Annotated in this window: 19 protein-coding genes; 5 read left to right on the forward strand and 14 right to left on the reverse strand. The window is 55.1% G+C overall.

The window, feature by feature from the left end; all coding sequences use genetic code 11:
• The 3 genes from B3Z49_RS19830 to B3Z49_RS19840 all read right to left on the reverse strand — a co-directional run.
• The coding region (locus tag B3Z49_RS19830) for a sigma-54-dependent transcriptional regulator (RefSeq protein WP_296994058.1) at positions 1-680 on the reverse strand (680 nt) is incomplete at its 3' end.
• A 138-nt stretch (positions 681-818) separates the two neighbouring features.
• Complete coding sequence (locus B3Z49_RS19835) at positions 819-1,577, reverse strand: SDR family oxidoreductase (RefSeq protein ID WP_296994060.1); 759 nt, start codon at positions 1,575-1,577, stop codon at positions 819-821.
• Between the two features lie 36 nt (positions 1,578-1,613).
• Positions 1,614-2,348, reverse strand: a complete 735-nt coding sequence (locus tag B3Z49_RS19840; RefSeq protein ID WP_296994062.1) for a TSUP family transporter — start codon at positions 2,346-2,348, stop codon at positions 1,614-1,616.
• A 196-nt stretch (positions 2,349-2,544) separates the two neighbouring features.
• Here B3Z49_RS19840 and B3Z49_RS19845 point away from each other — a divergent pair, with 196 nt between their 5' ends.
• Positions 2,545-3,864 carry an aminotransferase class III-fold pyridoxal phosphate-dependent enzyme gene (locus B3Z49_RS19845; RefSeq protein WP_064781965.1) on the forward strand — a complete coding sequence of 440 codons (1,320 nt, stop codon included), beginning with the start codon at positions 2,545-2,547 and terminating at the stop codon, positions 3,862-3,864.
• 67 nt (positions 3,865-3,931) lie between these two features.
• On the opposite strand, the gene B3Z49_RS19850 is transcribed toward B3Z49_RS19845, so the two are convergent.
• The gene (locus B3Z49_RS19850; RefSeq protein ID WP_296994066.1) at positions 3,932-5,446 is read right to left on the reverse strand and encodes a PLP-dependent aminotransferase family protein; all 1,515 of its coding nucleotides are present in this window, start codon (positions 5,444-5,446) and stop codon (positions 3,932-3,934) included.
• Positions 5,447-5,680: 234 nt separating this feature from the next.
• On the opposite strand from B3Z49_RS19850, the gene B3Z49_RS19855 reads away from it, so the two are divergent.
• The 4 genes from B3Z49_RS19855 (at position 5,681) to B3Z49_RS19870 (ending at position 10,170) form a co-directional block, all read left to right on the forward strand.
• A complete protein-coding gene (locus tag B3Z49_RS19855) occupies positions 5,681-6,823 on the forward strand; it encodes a substrate-binding domain-containing protein (protein ID WP_296994068.1) in 1,143 nt (380 codons plus the stop codon).
• Between the two features lie 158 nt (positions 6,824-6,981).
• Complete coding sequence (locus tag B3Z49_RS19860; protein WP_064789941.1) at positions 6,982-8,079, forward strand: ABC transporter ATP-binding protein; 1,098 nt, start codon at positions 6,982-6,984, stop codon at positions 8,077-8,079.
• Between the two features lie 13 nt (positions 8,080-8,092).
• Positions 8,093-9,013: an ABC transporter permease gene (locus B3Z49_RS19865; RefSeq protein WP_296994072.1), complete on the forward strand. Its 921-nt coding sequence runs from the start codon at positions 8,093-8,095 to the stop codon at positions 9,011-9,013.
• Entirely contained in the window at positions 9,010-10,170 is a 1,161-nt protein-coding gene (locus tag B3Z49_RS19870) for an ABC transporter permease (RefSeq protein WP_296994075.1), read from the forward strand. The genes B3Z49_RS19865 and B3Z49_RS19870 overlap by 4 nt, the downstream gene beginning before the upstream one ends.
• A gap of 85 nt (positions 10,171-10,255) precedes the next feature.
• Here the strand turns inward: B3Z49_RS19870 and B3Z49_RS19875 are convergent, their stop codons facing one another.
• The 10 genes from B3Z49_RS19875 to B3Z49_RS19920 all read right to left on the reverse strand — a co-directional run.
• A complete protein-coding gene (locus tag B3Z49_RS19875) occupies positions 10,256-10,651 on the reverse strand; it encodes a RidA family protein (RefSeq protein ID WP_063090420.1) in 396 nt (131 codons plus the stop codon).
• Positions 10,644-11,075 (reverse strand): acyl-CoA thioesterase, encoded by a 432-nt coding sequence (locus B3Z49_RS19880; RefSeq protein ID WP_296994078.1) that lies wholly within the window; start codon positions 11,073-11,075, stop codon positions 10,644-10,646. Before B3Z49_RS19880 ends, B3Z49_RS19875 begins: the two co-directional genes overlap by 8 nt.
• 1 nt (position 11,076) lies before the next feature.
• Positions 11,077-11,766 (reverse strand): ABC transporter ATP-binding protein, encoded by a 690-nt coding sequence (locus B3Z49_RS19885; RefSeq protein ID WP_120225342.1) that lies wholly within the window; start codon positions 11,764-11,766, stop codon positions 11,077-11,079.
• A 1-nt stretch (position 11,767) separates the two neighbouring features.
• On the reverse strand, positions 11,768-12,517 hold the full coding sequence (locus tag B3Z49_RS19890) for an ABC transporter ATP-binding protein (protein ID WP_296994080.1): 750 nt from the start codon (positions 12,515-12,517) through the stop codon (positions 11,768-11,770).
• On the reverse strand, positions 12,510-13,496 hold the full coding sequence (locus B3Z49_RS19895; RefSeq protein ID WP_296994086.1) for a branched-chain amino acid ABC transporter permease: 987 nt from the start codon (positions 13,494-13,496) through the stop codon (positions 12,510-12,512). Before B3Z49_RS19895 ends, B3Z49_RS19890 begins: the two co-directional genes overlap by 8 nt.
• Entirely contained in the window at positions 13,496-14,413 is a 918-nt protein-coding gene (locus B3Z49_RS19900) for a branched-chain amino acid ABC transporter permease (RefSeq protein WP_008891972.1), read from the reverse strand. The genes B3Z49_RS19895 and B3Z49_RS19900 overlap by 1 nt, the downstream gene beginning before the upstream one ends.
• Positions 14,414-14,492: 79 nt before the next feature.
• The gene (locus B3Z49_RS19905) at positions 14,493-15,632 is read right to left on the reverse strand and encodes an ABC transporter substrate-binding protein (RefSeq protein ID WP_120225345.1); all 1,140 of its coding nucleotides are present in this window, start codon (positions 15,630-15,632) and stop codon (positions 14,493-14,495) included.
• Positions 15,633-15,769: 137 nt separating this feature from the next.
• Entirely contained in the window at positions 15,770-16,618 is an 849-nt protein-coding gene (kynA, locus tag B3Z49_RS19910; protein WP_296994090.1) for a tryptophan 2,3-dioxygenase, read from the reverse strand.
• A 1-nt stretch (position 16,619) separates the two neighbouring features.
• Positions 16,620-17,813, reverse strand: a complete 1,194-nt coding sequence (gene kynU, locus B3Z49_RS19915; RefSeq protein WP_296994091.1) for a kynureninase — start codon at positions 17,811-17,813, stop codon at positions 16,620-16,622.
• On the reverse strand, positions 17,810-18,157 hold a 348-nt coding region (locus B3Z49_RS19920; RefSeq protein WP_414716273.1), incomplete at its 5' end, for an AMP-binding enzyme. The genes B3Z49_RS19920 and kynU, both read right to left, overlap by 4 nt.

An 18,157-nucleotide genomic window follows, 5' to 3' on the forward strand; every position in this document is an offset into this window, starting at 1 on the left:
CGATCAGAAAGCGCATGCAGCGAACGTGCAGTGACTTCCTTGCCCGTACCACTTTCCCCCGAAATCAGAATGGATGTCGGAAGGGGTGCCACGCGGGCAATGGTTTCACGGATTTCCTGAATTTGCGGAGAATAGCCAATCAGCTTATCGCGCAGCAACACATGATCAGACGTTGCGCGCAATTCGTGGCGCAGCACATGGTTTTCACGGCGCAGCCGCATGCGATCCAGACAGCGCGCCACCGCGTTCAAAATCTGGTTGGAGCGAAATGGTTTCAGGACGAAGTCGACCGCACCGGCACGCAGCGCCTTGATGGCGGTATCAAGATCGGCATAGGCCGTCATCAGGATGGCGTCGGAGAAAAAGCCGATTTCGCGCTGTTCGGTCAGCCATTCCACCCCGCTTTTGCCGGGCATGATGTTATCAAGGATGACGACATCAAAATGGTGCTGATCAAGAAGGGCTGTGGCTTCTTCGCAATCGGCGGCTTCTTCGACGCGCTTGGCGCGTGGCCCCAGGGTACGGACAAGGAAATTGCGCATGCCCGGCTCGTCATCGACGATCAGGATGGATGCCTTTTCAAGCCAAGGTCCAAATTCAGGCCCCGGCCCGCCATGGCTTGCGTCATTGCCGACAGGCGGCGCTGCCTCATCTGACGCGCCCAGAACGGTCGATCTCATGATGTCCCTCCGATGAAACATGCTTTTTGTTTTTTTAAAAGCTTAGTTCAGCGGAAAGAGAAAAGCAAAACCGTTGGTGAGGGTTAGCTCATTCTAACGCAGAAGTTACCTTCACCAACGGATGTGCAAAATATAGGCTCAAGCTTGCTTGCGATGAATGGCAAATGGCGACCAGCTTTGGCTGACTGGCATGACTTCAAGCGAGTTGACATTCACATGCGAAGGCAAGTTCGCCACCCAGAAGATGCTTTCGGCAATGTCTTCGGGCTGGATCGGATCGGCACCACCGTAAAGCTTGTCATAGGCTTCCTTGTTGCCACCGGTACGCACCAGCGTGAATTCGCTTTCACAAAGCCCCGGCTCGATCGAGGTGACGCGAACACCCGTTCCTGCAAGATCACAACGAATACCCAGCGAGAATTGCTGAACGAACGCCTTGGTCGCGCCATAGACATTCCCGCCCGGATAGGGCCAGTTCGACGCGATGGAGGCCAGATTAACAATCGCCCCTTTTCGTTCGATCAGTTTATCAAGCAGAATACGGGTAATGGCGACCAGGCCCTTGGTATTGGTGTCGATCATCGTCATCCAGTCAGACAGATTGCATTCCTGTGCCGGACCAGTGCCAAGCGCCAAACCGGCATTGTTAACCAGAAGATCGATCTCGGCGAAGTCCGCCGGAAGGCTGTTAATTGCGTTCCGGGTTGCATCGGCATCCTGAATATCAAAGCAAAGTGCATGGGCAACCGATGCACCACCGAGTTCATCGACAAGGGCGTCAAGCCGTTCGGCACGCCTGCCGGTTACGATGACTTTCCAGCCTTCCTTGACAAAACGCCGGGCCGTTGCCGCGCCAAAGCCAGAAGTTGCGCCGGTAATGAGTGCTGTTTTGGTCATGGGGATCTCCGGTGGTGTGAGTAGATGGTAATTGTCTTACAGACCAAGTGCGATGGTCTGAGCGACACCGATAATGGCGATAAGAACGAGGCTGATGGCACAAACACGCCGCCAGGTGGTTGCCGACATCCGGCGATAGATCATCTCGCCGGGGAAATAGGCGATCATGGCAATCACCAGCAACGGCAAGACAAGTGAGATGAAATTATCGGGCAACATGCCCGCGGCCGCCCGGGTGACAAATCCCAGTACATCGACCGCACCGAAATAGATCGCAAGCGTGTTGCGCACCCGGACATCCTGCGTGCCACCGGCCAAAAGCCAGGCGGCAACCAACGGCCCGCCAACGGCAAAGCCCGACATCAGGATACCGACCGAACAGGCCAGAAGTGCCCCGATGACAAAATGTCCCATCCATTTTGGCGGATGGTGCAACATGGCAACCAGTGCCGCCACCGCAATCGCAAGATTGGTGGCAATCCGGATGGTCTGATCATCAAGTGCAAAGGCGACATAAGGGCCAAGTACCGCCCCGAAAAGCCCAAAAGTCAGCAGGATCGAACAAGCCCGCCAGTCGACCTTGGCCCGATCAAAATCGCGCAGGATCAAGCCGGTCAGAACAATATCAATGATCAGAATGATCGGCGTTGCCGTTGCCCGGGCCAGCAAGCTTGACAGACCAAGTGCTGCCAGCAGTGCGAAGCCAAATCCGGTGACGCCACGAAACAGGGCGGCAACCGCGACGACCATGCCAGACAAGATCAGTTCCATGGAATTCCTCGTTGTTACAGACCTGAATTACGCCACTGATGGCGTCGGCAATAGAGCCACATCGTCCCTTTTGATGGAGCCACATAGCGATCTGGACCTAAATATTATCGAGTTCTGGCACTAACGCCATGCGAGGGGACGGGTTTAGCTAGCAGCATAAGATTTCCGCCCCACACTCTTGCCGACAGGAGCCAGCATGAACGTGTCCGTCAAGCCGAACATGACCAACCATTGGATGCCTTTCACCAACAACCGTCTGTTTCACGAAGAACCGCAGATGTTTGCCAAGGCAGAAGGTGTGAAATACTGGACCCCGGAAGGCCGTGAAATTCTGGATGGTTCGTCGGGTCTGTTTTGCTGTGCGGCCGGTCATGGACGCCCGGAAATCGCCGATGCGGTTTATAAGCAACTCAGCACGCTGGATTATTCACCGCATTTCCAGCGCGCCGCCCCTGTGTCCTTTGAATTTGCCGAAAAGCTGGCCGGTATTCTGCCAGACGGGCTTGATCGCGTGTTCTTTGCCGGATCGGGTTCCGAGGCGGTTGATACCGCAATGAAGATGTGTCTGGCCTATCACCGTGCGACCGGCAATGCCCAGCGCACCCGTTTTGTATCGCGGGCATGGGGCTATCACGGGGTGAACCTTGGCGGTACGTCGCTTGCGGGGATGGTCAATAACCGTCGTGATTTTTCGGGGATTACCTGTGATGTCGTGCATATGCGTCACACATGGACCGAAGAACAAAAATTCACCCGCGGTCAGCCGGAAACCGATGCCGATCTGGCCAACGATCTTGAAGAAATCTGCAAGACCTATGGCGGCGATACCATTGCCGCGGTCTTTGTCGAACCGATTGCCGGATCGATTGGCACCATCGTGCCACCCAAAGGCTATCTCGAGAAACTTCGCGCAATTTGCGACAAATACGGCATCCTGCTGGTATTTGACGAAGTGATTACCGGTTTTGGCCGAACAGGTTCTGCTTTCGCCTCCCAGGCATTCGCAGTCAAGCCGGACCTGATCACCATGGCCAAGGCACTGACCAACGGCGCTATTCCCATGAGTGCTGTTGCCACCAGTGCCGAAATTCAGGCGGCTGTCTTTGAGGCTGCTGGCGATGCGGACCGCCCGGAATTCTTCCATGGCTATACCTATTCCGCCCATCCGGTGGCCTGTGCGGCCGGGATCGCAGCGCTTGATATCTATGCCAAGGACAAATTGTTTGAACGTGCCAACGAATTGTCTTCGCACTTCCTTGATGGCGTGTTTGGCCTGCGCAACCTGCCCCATGTCAGCGATCTTCGCGGCTATGGTATGATGTCGGGTATTCAGCTAACCCCCGGTGATGCGCCGGGTGCAAAAGGCAGCTGGGCACAGCGTGCACTGTTTGACGAAGGCCTTCACGTCAAGGCAACCGGCGATGCAATCATTTTCGCGCCCGCGTTCGTCAGCACCGAACAGGACATCGACGATATGGTAGCCATCCTGCAGAAGGTACTTGGTTCACCGATCTAATCTGCTTTGCCGGGGACAGATCCGATCTCGGGGGAGTGGGGTCGGGATGAAGGGATCGCCATGCAGTTTACTGTGCGGCGGTCCCTTTCCTGTTTTCAGCAATCACCGCCATGACGGCATTGCGCAACTGAGTAATGCCGGGCGCAATCTGATCGCGTTCAATCACGGCAAACCCAAGTCTGAGGCGATCACGCGGTGCGCGATCGGGATCGAAATAATGCACATCGCCCGGTTCGACCAGAACGCCGCGTTTGGCGGCTTCGCGATGGACGGCCCATGCATCGATATTGTCGGGCAGCTTAACCCAAACTGCCGACCCGCCCGTGGTCGGGGTGACATTCAATTCGGGTAATTGTCGGGAAATTTCGTTTTGCATCAATTGCCACTTTTCCGATAGGCGATCACGCGTCCGGCGCAGGTGTGAGTCCAGATGTCCTTCACCGATGAACAAGGCCATGGCCCGCTGATCCTGTGCAGATGGGTGGCGGTAATTCAGGCGACGCAGCGCACGTAATTCCTTGATCAGTTCACTGTCGGCAAGGATGTAACCAATCCGCAAGCCAGGGAACATCAGCTTGGTCAGACTGCCGATATAGATGATATGCCCGGAATTATCGTAGCTTTTAAGGGCGGCGCGCTGATGACCAAGATAATTCAGCTCATGCTCGTAATCGTCCTCGACCAGGATGAAGTCATCCTTGCGCGCCCGTTCAACAAGCTGAAGACGACGATCCAATGACATGGTGACACTGGTGGGGCATTGGTGCGATGGCGTGGTGTAGACCATATCGCACTTCGACAGCACGGATGAGTTGGCAAGACCTTCGCTGTCAATCGGAAGCGGGCAAATATCAGCCCCGGTCGAGGCAAAAATATTGCGCGCATCGACATAGCCCGGATCTTCGACGCCAACTGTCCTGCCCCGCCCTGCCAGAAGTTGCCCGACCAGAAACAGCGCGTTTTGCGCACCAATGGTAATCAGCAACTGTTCCGGATGGGCGCGCAAACCACGGTGGGGCAGAATGCGAGTGATGATCTGCTCAAGAAGTTGCGGGTCATCCATATCGACCTGATCGCCGACCCAGCTTTGCGAATGGGCAAGTGACCCGGCCAGCCGCATGGAATCGCGCCAGCGCGAAATGGTGGTTTTGTCCGGTGAAACCTGGCCGTAAATGAACGGATAGGGAAAATCCCGCCAGTTGGCCGGTTTGACGATATTGCGCGCCTCGGTCGGGCGGAACTGCAAATGGCGTCGCCACAAATCGGGATCGCGTTCCTTGGTAAACAGCGAGGCGGTCCGCGTATCCACACTCAGGCGCAGTTGCTGGCGGATATATTGCTCATTGACGAAATGCCCGCGCCGCCAGACGGCGGTCAGGTATCCATCATCGAGCAGGCGCTGATAAACCAGCACCACCGTATTGCGCGACACCTTAAGGGCGGATGCCAGATCGCGGGTCGACGGCAAGGGTTCAAGCGACGGCAACCGACCTTCAAGAATCGCATCGACGAGGCCCTGATGCAGCTGTTGCTGCAGGGTTTGACCAGCAATTGCCGGATCCTCAAGTCGAATGTCGAGCATCGGTTATGCCCCTTTTATTCGGCACTGCAGCACGTTAACCGGCGTGGCACCATAGTTTTTGCCTTGTGGCTCTATTACTAGAGTAACCGGCAGATATACCATTTTGTCAATGCGGTAAAGCAGGAACAAGAACCGCGATCATAATGCGGTCGGTTCAGGGAAGTTATGTCCACCAGGGAGGCGCATGGTGCGCCGCACATAAGGGAAAAATCCCGGCTATCAGGAGACATACGGATGACCAAGTTCACTTCCGGCCCGAAACTTAACCGGCGCACACTTCTTAAAGGTTCGCTTGCCGCCGGTTCGGCACTTGCAATGCCTGCAATTATCAGCAGAAAAGCACTCGCATCCTCTGGCGAAATCAACATTTTGATGTGGTCTGATTATCTGCCAGAGACATTCCTCAAATCGTTTACCGATGCAACGGGCATCAAGGTGAATTACACCGGCATCGGCTCGAACGAGGAAATCATCAACAAGATGAAGGCTTCCAAAGGTCGCGGCTTTGATATCGTATCGCCGACCAACAACCGTGCCCTTCAGTGGAAGGCACTGGAACTGCTTCAGCCGTTCGATATGTCCAAAGTCGCCATCGAGGCCGTCAACCCGGCAATGGCCAAGATCGGCAGCACCGATTGGGCGTTTGAGGCAGGCTCCACCTATTGGCTGCCGCATATCTGGGGCACCGAAGGCATGGCGTGGCGTACCGATATGTTCCAGCCAGACGGCATGTTCCCGTCTTATGGCGATGTCTGGTCCGAAGCCAATGCAGGCAAAACCATGGGCCGTGCGCATTCCATGATGCTGGGTGCAGGTCTTTACATGGAAACCACGGGCGAACTGGCCCCGGGGTCGGTCTGGAAAGCCTACACCTCCGAAGAAGAAATGCGCCCGGTTTGGGAAAAGATCACCGAATGGTGCATCGCGCGTAAAGGCAACATCAAACTGATCTGGAACGATGCCGATACCCAGAAGAACGGTCTTCTGAACGAAGGCGTCATTGTTGGTCAGACCTGGGATGGCCCGCCGCTTGCGCTTAAAACGGCTGGTGAACCTGTCATGTATCGCGCGCCGAAAGAAGGTGCGCTGGCATGGGTCGATGGCCTTGCCCTGCCGACCGGTGCTGAAAACATCGAACAGGCTTATGAGTTCATCAAATATGCCTACATGCCGGAACTGGCAGGTGAGGCAATTGACCATCACGGTTACAACTCCCCGGTTCTGGGTGCTGACAAGTTTGCTGGCGAAGCTTATGCCAAGAACTTTGCCGATGCCTATCCGGGCGAAGCACTGGCCAACCTCAACCCGTGGCCGTCTGAACCGCAGTGGTATGCCGACATGCGTACCGAATATGTGAACCGCTTCGAAAGCGCCTGATTCCGATCTTTGGGGCGGCACGACTTTGCGCGTGTCGCCCTTTTTGGGTTTCCAGGGACATGATCCTAGGGCCGATTCATTTCAAACAACAATAATTCCGGTATCGCCTGTCTTTGCGGGCGAACGGGCTTTGACGTTTTCAGGGGGTTGTCAGTTCTATGACCAAAGAAATTTCGCTTGAGCATGTCTGGGTAGAGTTCGGCGAATTCACCGCTGTCCATAAAGCAAATCTGAACATCGCGGGTGGCGAGTTCTTTTCATTCCTTGGCCCGTCGGGCTGTGGCAAGACAACACTTCTTCGCTGTATTTCCGGTTTTCAGGAACCAACACGCGGCAAGGTCAAAATCGGTGGTCAGGACATGCGCGGCGTTGGCCCGAACAAACGTCCCACCGCGCTTATTTTTCAGAACCTTGCGCTTTTCCCGTTGCGTTCGGTCGCTGATAACATCGCCTTCCCGCTTGAAGTGCGTGGCGTGGACAAGAAAACCCGGCGCAAACGTGCCGATGAGTTGCTTGAACTGATTGCCCTGCCTGGTCAGGGCGACAAGAAAGTCAGCGAACTTTCAGGTGGTCAGAAACAGCGTGTGGCGATTGCCCGCGCCCTTGCGGTTGAACCAGATATCCTGCTTCTTGATGAACCGTTGTCGGCCCTTGATCTTAAACTGCGTCAACACATGCGCACTGAATTGCGCGCCATTCAAAAGCAGGTCGGCCTGACCTTTATCTACATCACCCATGATCAGGGTGAGGCACTGACCATGTCAGACCGCATTGCCGTAATGAACAAGGGCAAGATCGAACAGATCGGCGATGGCAAGGCGATCTATGATCACCCGACGACAAGCTTTGTCGCGTCATTTGTCGGTGAAAACAATGTGCTTGATGGCACGGTTTTGTCCAATGACGGCAAGACAATGAAAATCGATGCCGGTCTCGGCACCCCCTTTACGGTCGAAAACCATCCGGCGGGGGGGCCTGCCCTTGCGCCCGGTGATGCCTGCCATCTTTTTGTGCGTCCCGAAGCGCTCAGGCTTTCGAAAGACGATAGTGCTATCAATCAGTTCGAAACCAACTTCGTCACCGAAGAGTTCGAAGGCAATATGCGCCATATCGTGATGAATGCGAGTGGCACGGACCTTAAGCTTTCGCTGATCAATGATGGCACCAACGCGATTGATGCCAATGCCCCGGTCAAACTCGATTTCGCACCGGAAATGGGCATTGCGCTCAAACCGGGCGAATTGGCCAGCGCGTAAGGGGGCCCGTATCATGCGTGATCTTTTTTACGACCTTGTCAGACGCAACGGGATGGCGGTCTCGATCTATCTGATGCTTGCGGTCAGCCTTTGGGTATTCATTTTGATCATCCTGCCGCAACTGACCATGCTGGATTATTCGTTCCGCTTTAACCTGCCACCGGCCAAAATTGGCGGCCCGGAAGACGTTTATACCCTTGATCAATATCGATATTTCTTCCAGGGAAGTGGTGCATCCGACGGGTTAAACACCCTTGATATCGGCATTCTGTTCAAAACGCTGCTTGCGGCCGTGTTTGTCACAGTGTTCGATTTGATCATCTGTTACCCGGTTGCCTTTGTGCTGGCCAAATCATCGACCGGCGCCAAGGCGCGGTTACTGGTGCTGGCCCTCATTGTGCCGTACTGGATCAATGAAATCCTGCGTGCCTTTGCGTTTCGCATTCTGTTTGGTGCGACTGGTGTGATCAATGAAACCGGCATGGGGCTTGGACTTTGGGATACGCCGATTGACTTTATCCGTCAGGATGTCGCGCTCTATGCCGGGTTGGCTTATGCCTACATCCTTTTGATGATCTTCCCGCTTTATAACGCGATTGAAAGCCTTGATCGCAATCAGATCGAAGCCGCGCGTGACATGGGGGCCAACTGGTGGCAGGTCCATGCCAAGGTTGTCATTCCCTATGCCAAGCCGGGCATTGCATCGGGCATGACCATGGTCTTCATGCTGACGTCCGGCGCACTTGCCGCACCACAGATTTTGGGAGGCCCATCGAACCTTTGGTTCACGCAGCTGGTCTATCAATGGTTTAACTCCGGCGGCAACTGGCCGCGTGGGTCGGCCTATGCGATGGTTCTGCTGATTGTCTGTATCGCGCTTGTTTTGCTGGTGATGCGCCTGTTCAAGGTATCGATCGGGGAGATCAAACAATGAAGATGAAATCCCCGACTGCATTGATCCCCGGTCTGTACCTGACCCTGTTCTTTGCCTATCTATTCGGGCCGCTGATCATTATGGTGATCACTGCGTTCAACTCATCGACCTTCCCACGTGTCTCGCCGTGGGAGTGTTTTACCACCGACTGGTTTGGCAAGCTTGCCAGCGATGACAAGCTTCTTTCCGGACTTGGTAATTCGCTTTTGATCGGGGTGGGCGTTGTTTGTGTTGCAATTCCAATTGGTCTGGCAGCCGCAATCACGCTTTCACAGGTTGGGCCCAAATTACGCGCAGCCCTTTATACGATCTTCATTGCGCCCATTCTCGTGCCCGGCGTTGTCATCGGTCTTTCGACCCTGATTTTCTGGGACAGGATTGGCACCCTTTTCAATGCACCGTATGAGAGCTTCTTTTATGACGGAACGTTCCTGACCATCTTTGGTCAGGTGACCTTTATCGCCGCTTATTCGATGCTGGTGTTCCTGTCACGTATTCAGCGGTTTGACACCACGCTGACCGAGGCGGCCCTTGATATGGGGGCCACACCAACGCAGGCATTTGTCAAAGTGCTTTTGCCCTTCATGGCGCCGGCGATTGGTTCGGCCACGGTTCTTGCGTTTCTGGCATCGCTTGAAAACTACAACACCACCGTGTTTACGATTGTTTCAAGCAGCACCTTCACCACGGTTCTGTCATCGAAGGTGCGGTATGGTCTTGATCCGTCAATCTCGGCTGTTGCGGTGATTATCATCGCTATCACGCTGATCGGGGCGATCATTTATGAATGTCGCAATCGCTATTACACCAAGGGCTGGGCCCATGTGATTGCCGACCGCCCGGCCCTGAAGATCGCGACCCATCCGGGAACGGTGGCTGTGATTTTGGGGGTTCTGACACTTGCCGCGGTTCTGTTTATCCAGAACCATGATTCCAGTGTCTGCACGGCGCAAGTCCTTGAAGAAAAGCGCGCCCTGCAACAGCAGTTGATGGAACAACAATCGATCAACACACCACAACAGGCCGTACCAGCCCCGACCATGCCGAACCTTGGTCCACTTGGCGGTGATGAGGGTGGTGCATCGGCACCGAGCCCGTTTGGCAACAACATCTTCTCGCCCGAGAACCTCGGAACGAGTGCCCCGGAAGGCAATTAGAAATTACCTTTCGGTAAGCTGATCAGCAAAAAGGGCAGCACGCGATGTGCTGCCCTTTTTTGTTACGTCATGCCCTGATGCCTGATCAGGATGGGATGGCGGCGGTTGCTTCGATCTCGACCAGTGCTTCGTCTTCGACGAGTTCCTTGACCACAACCATAGTCATCGCCGGGAAATGCTTGCCAAGAACGCGTTGATAGGCCTGACCGACTTCGCGCTGATGGGCGAGATATTCCTTTTTATCCGTGACATACCATGTCAGGCGGGCAATGTGTTCGGGCTTGCCGCCCGCGGCTTCCAGAACGGCGACAATGTTTTTAAGCGCCTGTTCCATCTGGCCGACAAAGTCCTTGGCAACAAAGACCTGATCTTCGTTCCAGCCAATCTGGCCACCGATGTAAAGGCGGGCACCATCGGCCAAGACGCCGTTGGCATATCCCTTGGGCTGTTTCCATCCGTCCGGCTGAATGATTTTATGCATTGTTTTCTACCACTTGATTGATTTCTTTTTCGATTTTGGCACGCAAATCATCTGGCCATGCCACTGACTTTCCGGCCCCGTGTTTCGTAAAGACCAGGGTGACCGTTGTTTTCAGGCGTTGCTCGGCACCTGATCGTGCGGTGATTTCCAGCTCTAAACTGGAACGTCCGATCCGGGTCGGGATCAGACAGAATTCCAAAACATCGCCAAGTTTGCTTGGCGCAGTAAACGCGACACTGAGTGCCGCTGTTGGAACGGCAACCTTCATCGGACCATGCATGGTCGGAAATCCGAACCCGATGACCTGATCAAACCATTCCTCGACCGTGGCATTCACCATCTCGAAATAGCGGGGATAGAAAACAATCCCCGCCGGATCGCAATGTTGGAACATAACTTTCTGAACATAGGTGAATGCCGCCATGTCAGACCCCCAGATACCGGTCAGCAAGATCGTCGGTCAGCTCATTCACCGCCCCACTCCAGGCTGTGATGCCCTTTTCGACAATCACATAGCGATCCGCGACACCTGAAAGTTCCTTAAGCGATTTATCAACCACAAGGATCGTCAGCCCCGATTGTTTAAGCTGATTGATCGCCGCCCAGATTTCCTGACGCACAACCGGTGCCAGTCCCTCGGTTGCTTCATCAAGGATCAGCAAACGCGGGTTGGTCATCAGCGCCCGGCCGATCGCCAGCATCTGTTGTTCACCGCCCGAAAGGGTCATGGCCTTTTGATCACGGCGTTCGGCCAGACGCGGGAATAGTCCCGCCACACGGTCAAAATCCCATTCGCCCGGACGGGCGGCAGCAATCAGGTTTTCGGTTACGCTCAGTTGGGCAAAGCACCGGCGTCCTTCGGGCACCAGCCCAAGACCAAGGCGGGCCGCCTTGTGCGAGGGCATCTTTGCCAGATCCTGCCCGGCAAAGCGGATCGAACCATCACGATGTTCCATCATGCGACAGATGGTCTTGATGGTGGTGGTTTTGCCCATGCCGTTACGGCCCATAAGGGCGACGGCCTCGCCTTCGTTCAGAGACAAATCAATGCCAAACAGGGCCTGTGACGCGCCATAAAACGCGGTAACGCCACTAAGTTCGAGAAGTGCAGTCATATCAGGCTTCCTCCCCGAGATAGGCACGTTTGACATCATCATTGCCGCGGATTTCGTCCACCGTGCCGGTCGCAATGATCCGGCCATAGACCAGAACCGAAATTCGGTCTGCCAGCGCAAAGACCGCATCCATGTCATGTTCGACCAGAAGGATCGGTGCCTGTCCGCGCAAACCATCAAGGAACCCGGTCAGACGTTTGGAACCTTCCGGCCCCATACCGGCCATCGGTTCATCCAAAAGAAACGCCTTGGGTTCCAGGGCAAGCGCGACCGCCATTTCAAGCTGGCGACGTTCCCCGTGCGAAATATCAGCGGCGCGCATTTGCGCCCGGTCAGCCAAGCCAACCCGTTCAAGCTGTGCCATCGTCGGATCAACCAGCGACTTGTCACCCAGCACCGGCTTGAAGAAACGGAACACTTTGCCGCTGACCGATTGACGCGCCAGCATGACGTTCTGCAGGACGGAGAATTCCGGCATCAATGATGACACCTGAAACGTTCGGGCCAGCCCCATGCGGGATCGTGCCACCGCATCAAGCGCGTTGATGTTCTGACCGTTGAAATGGATATCGCCACGATCAGATTTAATCTCGCCCGCGATCTGTTTGATCAGGGTGGATTTGCCCGCCCCATTCGGACCGATGAGCGCATGAATTTCGCCCGGCCGCAGATCCAGCGTGACACTGTCACTGGCCAGAAGCGACCCGAACTGCTTGGTGACATCAGAAAGCGAAAGAATGGCATCAGACATGTTTACGCTCCCCCGCCAGGACACCGACAAGACCACCGCGCGCAAACAGCACGACCAGCAACAACAGAACGCCCAATGGCAACTGCCAGAATTCCCAGACACCGCCCAGAAGATGTTCCAGAATGATGTAAAGGGCAGCACCGGCAAGCGGGCCAAACAAACGCCCGACCCCACCCAAAATGACAAACACCATGATTTCACCTGACATATGCCAGGACAGCATTGTCGGGCTGACAAAACGGTTGAGATCAGCATAAAGCGCACCGGCAAGGGCGGTGATCATCGCCGAAATCACAAACGCCACCAGTCGAATGCGAAACGGTGCAATACCAACCGCCGTCATGCGTTGGGGGTTCTGACGCGCGCCCTGAAGGGCAAGACCAAAGCGCGAGCGGATCAGAACGGCCGAAAACACCATCGCAATCGCCAGCATCACGGCACAAAGGGCAAAGAAGCTGATCGGATCAAGGGTGTTGATCCCCGGAAAGCCATTGCGCACATAGATCGACAACCCGTCTTCCCCACCATAGGCCGGCCAGGAGATCGCGAAGTAATAGATCATCTGCGCAAAGGCCAGCGTGATCATGATGAAATAGACCCCGCTGGTGCGCAGCGTGATCGCACCGATCACCAGCGCCACCAGTGCCGAAACGATCAGGGCGACAATCCAGATGACGATCATCTGAGTTGTGCCTTCGATCAGGAACGGGCTTTCCATGATCGGTTCATAGTTCAGCGCATGGCTGGCAAGGATACCGGCCGCATAACCGCCAATACCAAAGAACGCCGCATGCCCGAACGACACAAGCCCGCCATAGCCCAGCACAAGGTTAAGCCCGACACCCGCCATGGCAAAGATCGCGACCTTGGTGGCCAGGGTGATGATGAATGGTTCATCCATGCCAAGCGCGATCAGCGGAACGGCGATCAGCGCAATCGCAAGGATGGAATTAATCAGAAACTCGCGGTTCATGGTCATCAGGAAGTCGCCCCGAACAGACCGCTTGGCCGCAGGAACAGAACCAGCGCCATCACGATATAAATCAACATGGATGCCAGTGCCGAGCCAATCGCCGTGGCACTTGACGGATCAAGGAAGGTCGCAAAAGCATGCGGCAACAGGAAACGCCCCATCGTGTCGGTAAACCCAACCAGCAAGGAGCCGACCAACGCGCCTTTAATGGAACCGATGCCGCCAATGACGATCACGACAAAGGCCAAAATAAGAACCGGTTCGCCCATGCCAACCTGAACCGACTGGGTCGTGCCGACAAATGCACCGGCAAGCCCGGCCAACGCAGCCCCAAGGGCAAATACAATGGTGTAAAGACGATCAATATCGACACCAAGGGCCGCGATCATGCCACGGTCAGCCTCGCCCGCGCGGATGCGGATGCCAAGACGGGTTTTGCCGATCAGCAGGAACAAACCGACCGCAACAGCAAGCCCGGCGACAATAATAGCCAAACGGAAAAGCGGGTATTGCGATCCGCCCGGCAGGATAACAGTGCCGGTCAGGAAATCAGGCACACTTAAAAACAGCGGGAAGGATCCGAAAATCCAGCGGGTGCCTTCGGAAAATATCAAAATAAGCGCAAAAGTCGCCAGAACCTGATCAAGGTGATCACGGTTATAAAGACGGCGGATAATCAACATTTCGACCAGTGCACCGGCAATGGCAGCCGCCATCAGACTGGCGACAAGCCCCAGCCAGAAAGACCCGGTCCATGCCGCCACAGCCGCACAGGCAAACGCACCGATCATATAAAGGGAGCCATGGGCAAGATTAATCAGCCCCATCACACCGAAAACCAGCGTCAGCCCCGATGCCATCAAAAACAGCATCACCCCGGACTGAAGGCCGTTTAACAGCTGCTCCAGAAAAAGAGAGAACATTATTGGAAACTCCGTCACAAGGTGGTCGGGGGCCAATTACAAAATCGAAACCGGCCCCCGGCCTCTTGTCAGCTCTTTATTACATCGAGCATTCCGACGCATAAGCGTCAGAGTGATCCGTCAGCGCCGTACCGATGATCTTGTTGGTCAGAACGTCGCCTTCTTTGACGACTTCACGGACATAGATGTCCTGGATCGGATGCTGGTTCGGGCCAAAGATGAACTTGCCACGTACCGAGTTGAAGTCAGCTGCACGCAGCGCATCACGGAATGCATCAGCATCCGAAACGCTTGCCTTGTCCATCGCCGACAGCAGAAGGTTCGCGGTGTCAAAGCCATAAGACGCATAAAGCGACGGCAGACGACCATATTCAGCCTGGAAGGTTTCAACGAACGCCTTGTTGGTGGCGTTGTCGATGTCTTTTGACCAGTTCGAGGTGTTCTTGAAGCCAAGCGCATCATCGCCAACCGCACCAAGAATACCCTGATCCATCGAGAAGGCCGGACCGATCAGCGGGATATCAACACCGGACTGGGCATACTGTTTCATGAAGGCAATGCCCATGCCGCCCGGCAGGAAGAAGAAGACGCTTTCTGCACCCGATGCACGGATCTGTGCGATTTCGGCAGCATAATCGGTCTGACCAAGCTTGGTGTAAACTTCGTCGGTGATGTCACCGAGGAAGAAACGTTTGAAGCCCGACAGGGAATCTTTGCCCGCCGGATAGTTCGGCGCAAGGATGAATGCACTGTTATAACCGGCACTTGATGCATAGCCACCGGCTGCTTCATGCAGGTTGTCGTTCTGATAGGAAACGCTGAAATAGTTCTTGTTGCAGCCCTTGCCGGCCAGCTGCGACGGTGCAGCGTTAACCGAAAGATAGAACTTGTCCTGAGCCACAGCAGACGGCACAACCGCCATCGCAAGGTTCGACCAGATGATACCGGTCAGAACATCAACCTTGTCCTGCTGGATCATTTTATCGGCCAGCTGAACCGCAATATCAGGTTTGCGCTGATCGTCTTCGATAACGACTTCAAGATCGGGATTGTTTGCCTGTTTGACAGCAAGCATAAAGCCGTCCCGTGCATCAATACCAAGCCCTGCACCACCGCCAGAAAGTGTGGTGATCATACCCACCTTGACCGGCTCTGCCTGCGCAGCTCCGGCTGCAAGCAAAGCAGCAGCTGCTGCGATGGTTGTCTTAATACCCTTCATTTAAGCCTCCGTGTTTATACAATTTTTCATTTAGCAACACGTTGATCCCGCGACATTTATGTCTTTATGCGTCACGGTTTTAGTGAACCTGATGCCTGCCCCTGATTTTGCAGTATTTGCATCCGGTCCGTCCATCCTCAAAGCGCAGTTCTAACCCGCCAGAGTTCCGGAAACAGTTCTACTTCCAACATTTTCTTCAGGTAACTGACGCCTCCCGTGCCGCCAGTGCCACGCTTGAACCCGATCACGCGTTCGACCGTCGTGACATGGTTAAAGCGCCATCGCCGGAAATAGTCTTCGAAATCGACCAGCTTTTCCGCCAATTCATAAAGCGACCAGTATTTCCCCGGATCGCTGTAAACCTTTTGCCAGGCGGCGATCACCGCATCATTCGCCGCATAGGGTGCCGACACATCACGGTTAAGCACATCGGCTGGCACCTCAATCCCGTCCTCTGCATGCAGCAAGCAAAGGGCTTCGTCATAAAGGCTTGGTGTTGCCAGCTCCGCCTTGAGCATTTCCGTGATGTCTTCGCGGTGCGCATGCGGACGCAACATCGCGTGGTTGCGATTGCCCAGCATGAATTCGATCTGGCGATACTGATAGGACTGAAACCCCGATGACGGGCCAAGCGCATCGCGAAACGTCGTATAGTCGCTTGGCGTCATGGTGCGCAGGACATCCCATGCGTTGTTAAGCTGTTCGAAAATGCGCGACACACGCGCCAGCATCTTGAACGCCGGGCGCAGATCACCACCATGGATCGCCTTGCGGGCCGCACTGATTTCGCGAATGGCAAGCTTCATCCAAAGCTCGGACGTCTGGTGCTGAATGATGAAAAGCATTTCATCATGGGCATCGGACTGCGGGTGCTGAGCCGTCAGGATCGCATCAAGTGACAGATAATCTCCATAGGACATCTGATCGGAGAAATCCGTGCGCGCACCTTCCGTGCTTGGATCATATGGCGAGGTCTGCTTTGCCATCTCAGGTCACCGCGTTGCGTTTGTGGAATTCCGGCTTGTCCCAAGCGCGGGTTTCCATGATTTCAGCCAAAATCTTCACCGCACCATCAACATCACCCTTGTCGATATAAAGCGGGGTAAAGCCAAAACGGATCACATCCGGTGCGCGGAAATCACCAATCACACCGCGCGCAATCAAGGCCTGCATGACGGCATAGCCCTGATCAAACTTGAACGACACCTGCGATCCACGTTCTTCGGGATGGCGCGGGCTTGCCAGCTCCAGCATCGGACAATTTGCCTCGACCCCGGCGATGAATTGTTCACACAGCTCGATACTGCGTTTGCGGATATCGGCCATGTCAACGCCGTCCCATGCCTTCATGGCTTCTTCCAACACGGTCATCTGAATGACAGGCGGCGTTCCCACGCGCATACGCGATACATCCGCAGCCGGGGTATAATCGGGATCAAAGGCAAAGGGGGCTGCGTGCCCCAACCAGCCCGAAAGTGCCGGACGGGCAGTCTTGGCATGATCCGGTCGCACATAAATAAAGGCCGGCGCACCGGGACCACCATTCAGATACTTGTACGTGCAGCCCACAGCGAAATCGGCATTGCATCCCGCCAGATCAACCGGCACCGCCCCGGCCGAATGCGCCAAATCCCAGATCACCAACGCACCAGCGGCATGGGCCAGATCGGTAAGACGTTTCATGTCGTGCATGCGGCCCGTGCGGTAATCCACCTGGGTCAACATCAGCACCGCCAAATCTTCGTTAATCAGGCTTTCGACATCCTCGGGGTTCGGGATCTTAAGCACATGACCACGATCAAGCGACTTGATCAGGCCGTCTGCCATGTAAAGATCAGTCGGGAAGTTGCCATTGTCAGAAACGATCACCTTGCGATCCGGGCGCATTTCAAGCGCACTTGCAAGCGCCTGATAGACCTTGATCGACAGGGTATCGCCCATCACCACAGTACCGGGTGCCGCCCCGATCAAACGTGCGACAAGATTGCCGACACGTTCGGGTTGCTCCATCCATTTGGCATCGTTCCAGCCACGGATAAGCATTTCCCCCCATTCCTGTTCGATCATCTCCTTGGCACGGTTGGCCGCCGTTTTCGGCAGCACGCCAAGCGAGTTCCCATCAAGGTAAATCACACCTTCCGGGATATGGAACAGGGATTTGGTGGCGGCAAAGTCGGTCATGCAGACGGTTCCTGTTTCAGTCTGAAGCGCTGGATTTTTCCAGTCGCGGTTTTTGGCAACGCCTCGATAAAGACGACGGAGCGCGGATATTTAAACGGCGCGATGGTCGCTTTTACATGATCCTGAAGCGCTTTGGCCATATCGGGCGTTGCATCAAACCCTTCTGCCAGGACAATATGCGCCTGAACGATCGTTCCGCGTTCCTCATCGGGGGCGCCAACAACCGCACATTCCGCCACCGACGCATGCGCCAGCAAGGCGGCCTCCACCTCTGGCCCGGCGATGTTATAGCCCGACGACACAATCATATCGTCGTTGCGTGCCGCGAAATGATAGTAGCCGTC

The sequence above is a fragment of the Thalassospira sp. UBA1131 genome, assembly GCF_002311515.1.
Classification (GTDB): domain Bacteria; phylum Pseudomonadota; class Alphaproteobacteria; order Rhodospirillales; family Thalassospiraceae; genus Thalassospira.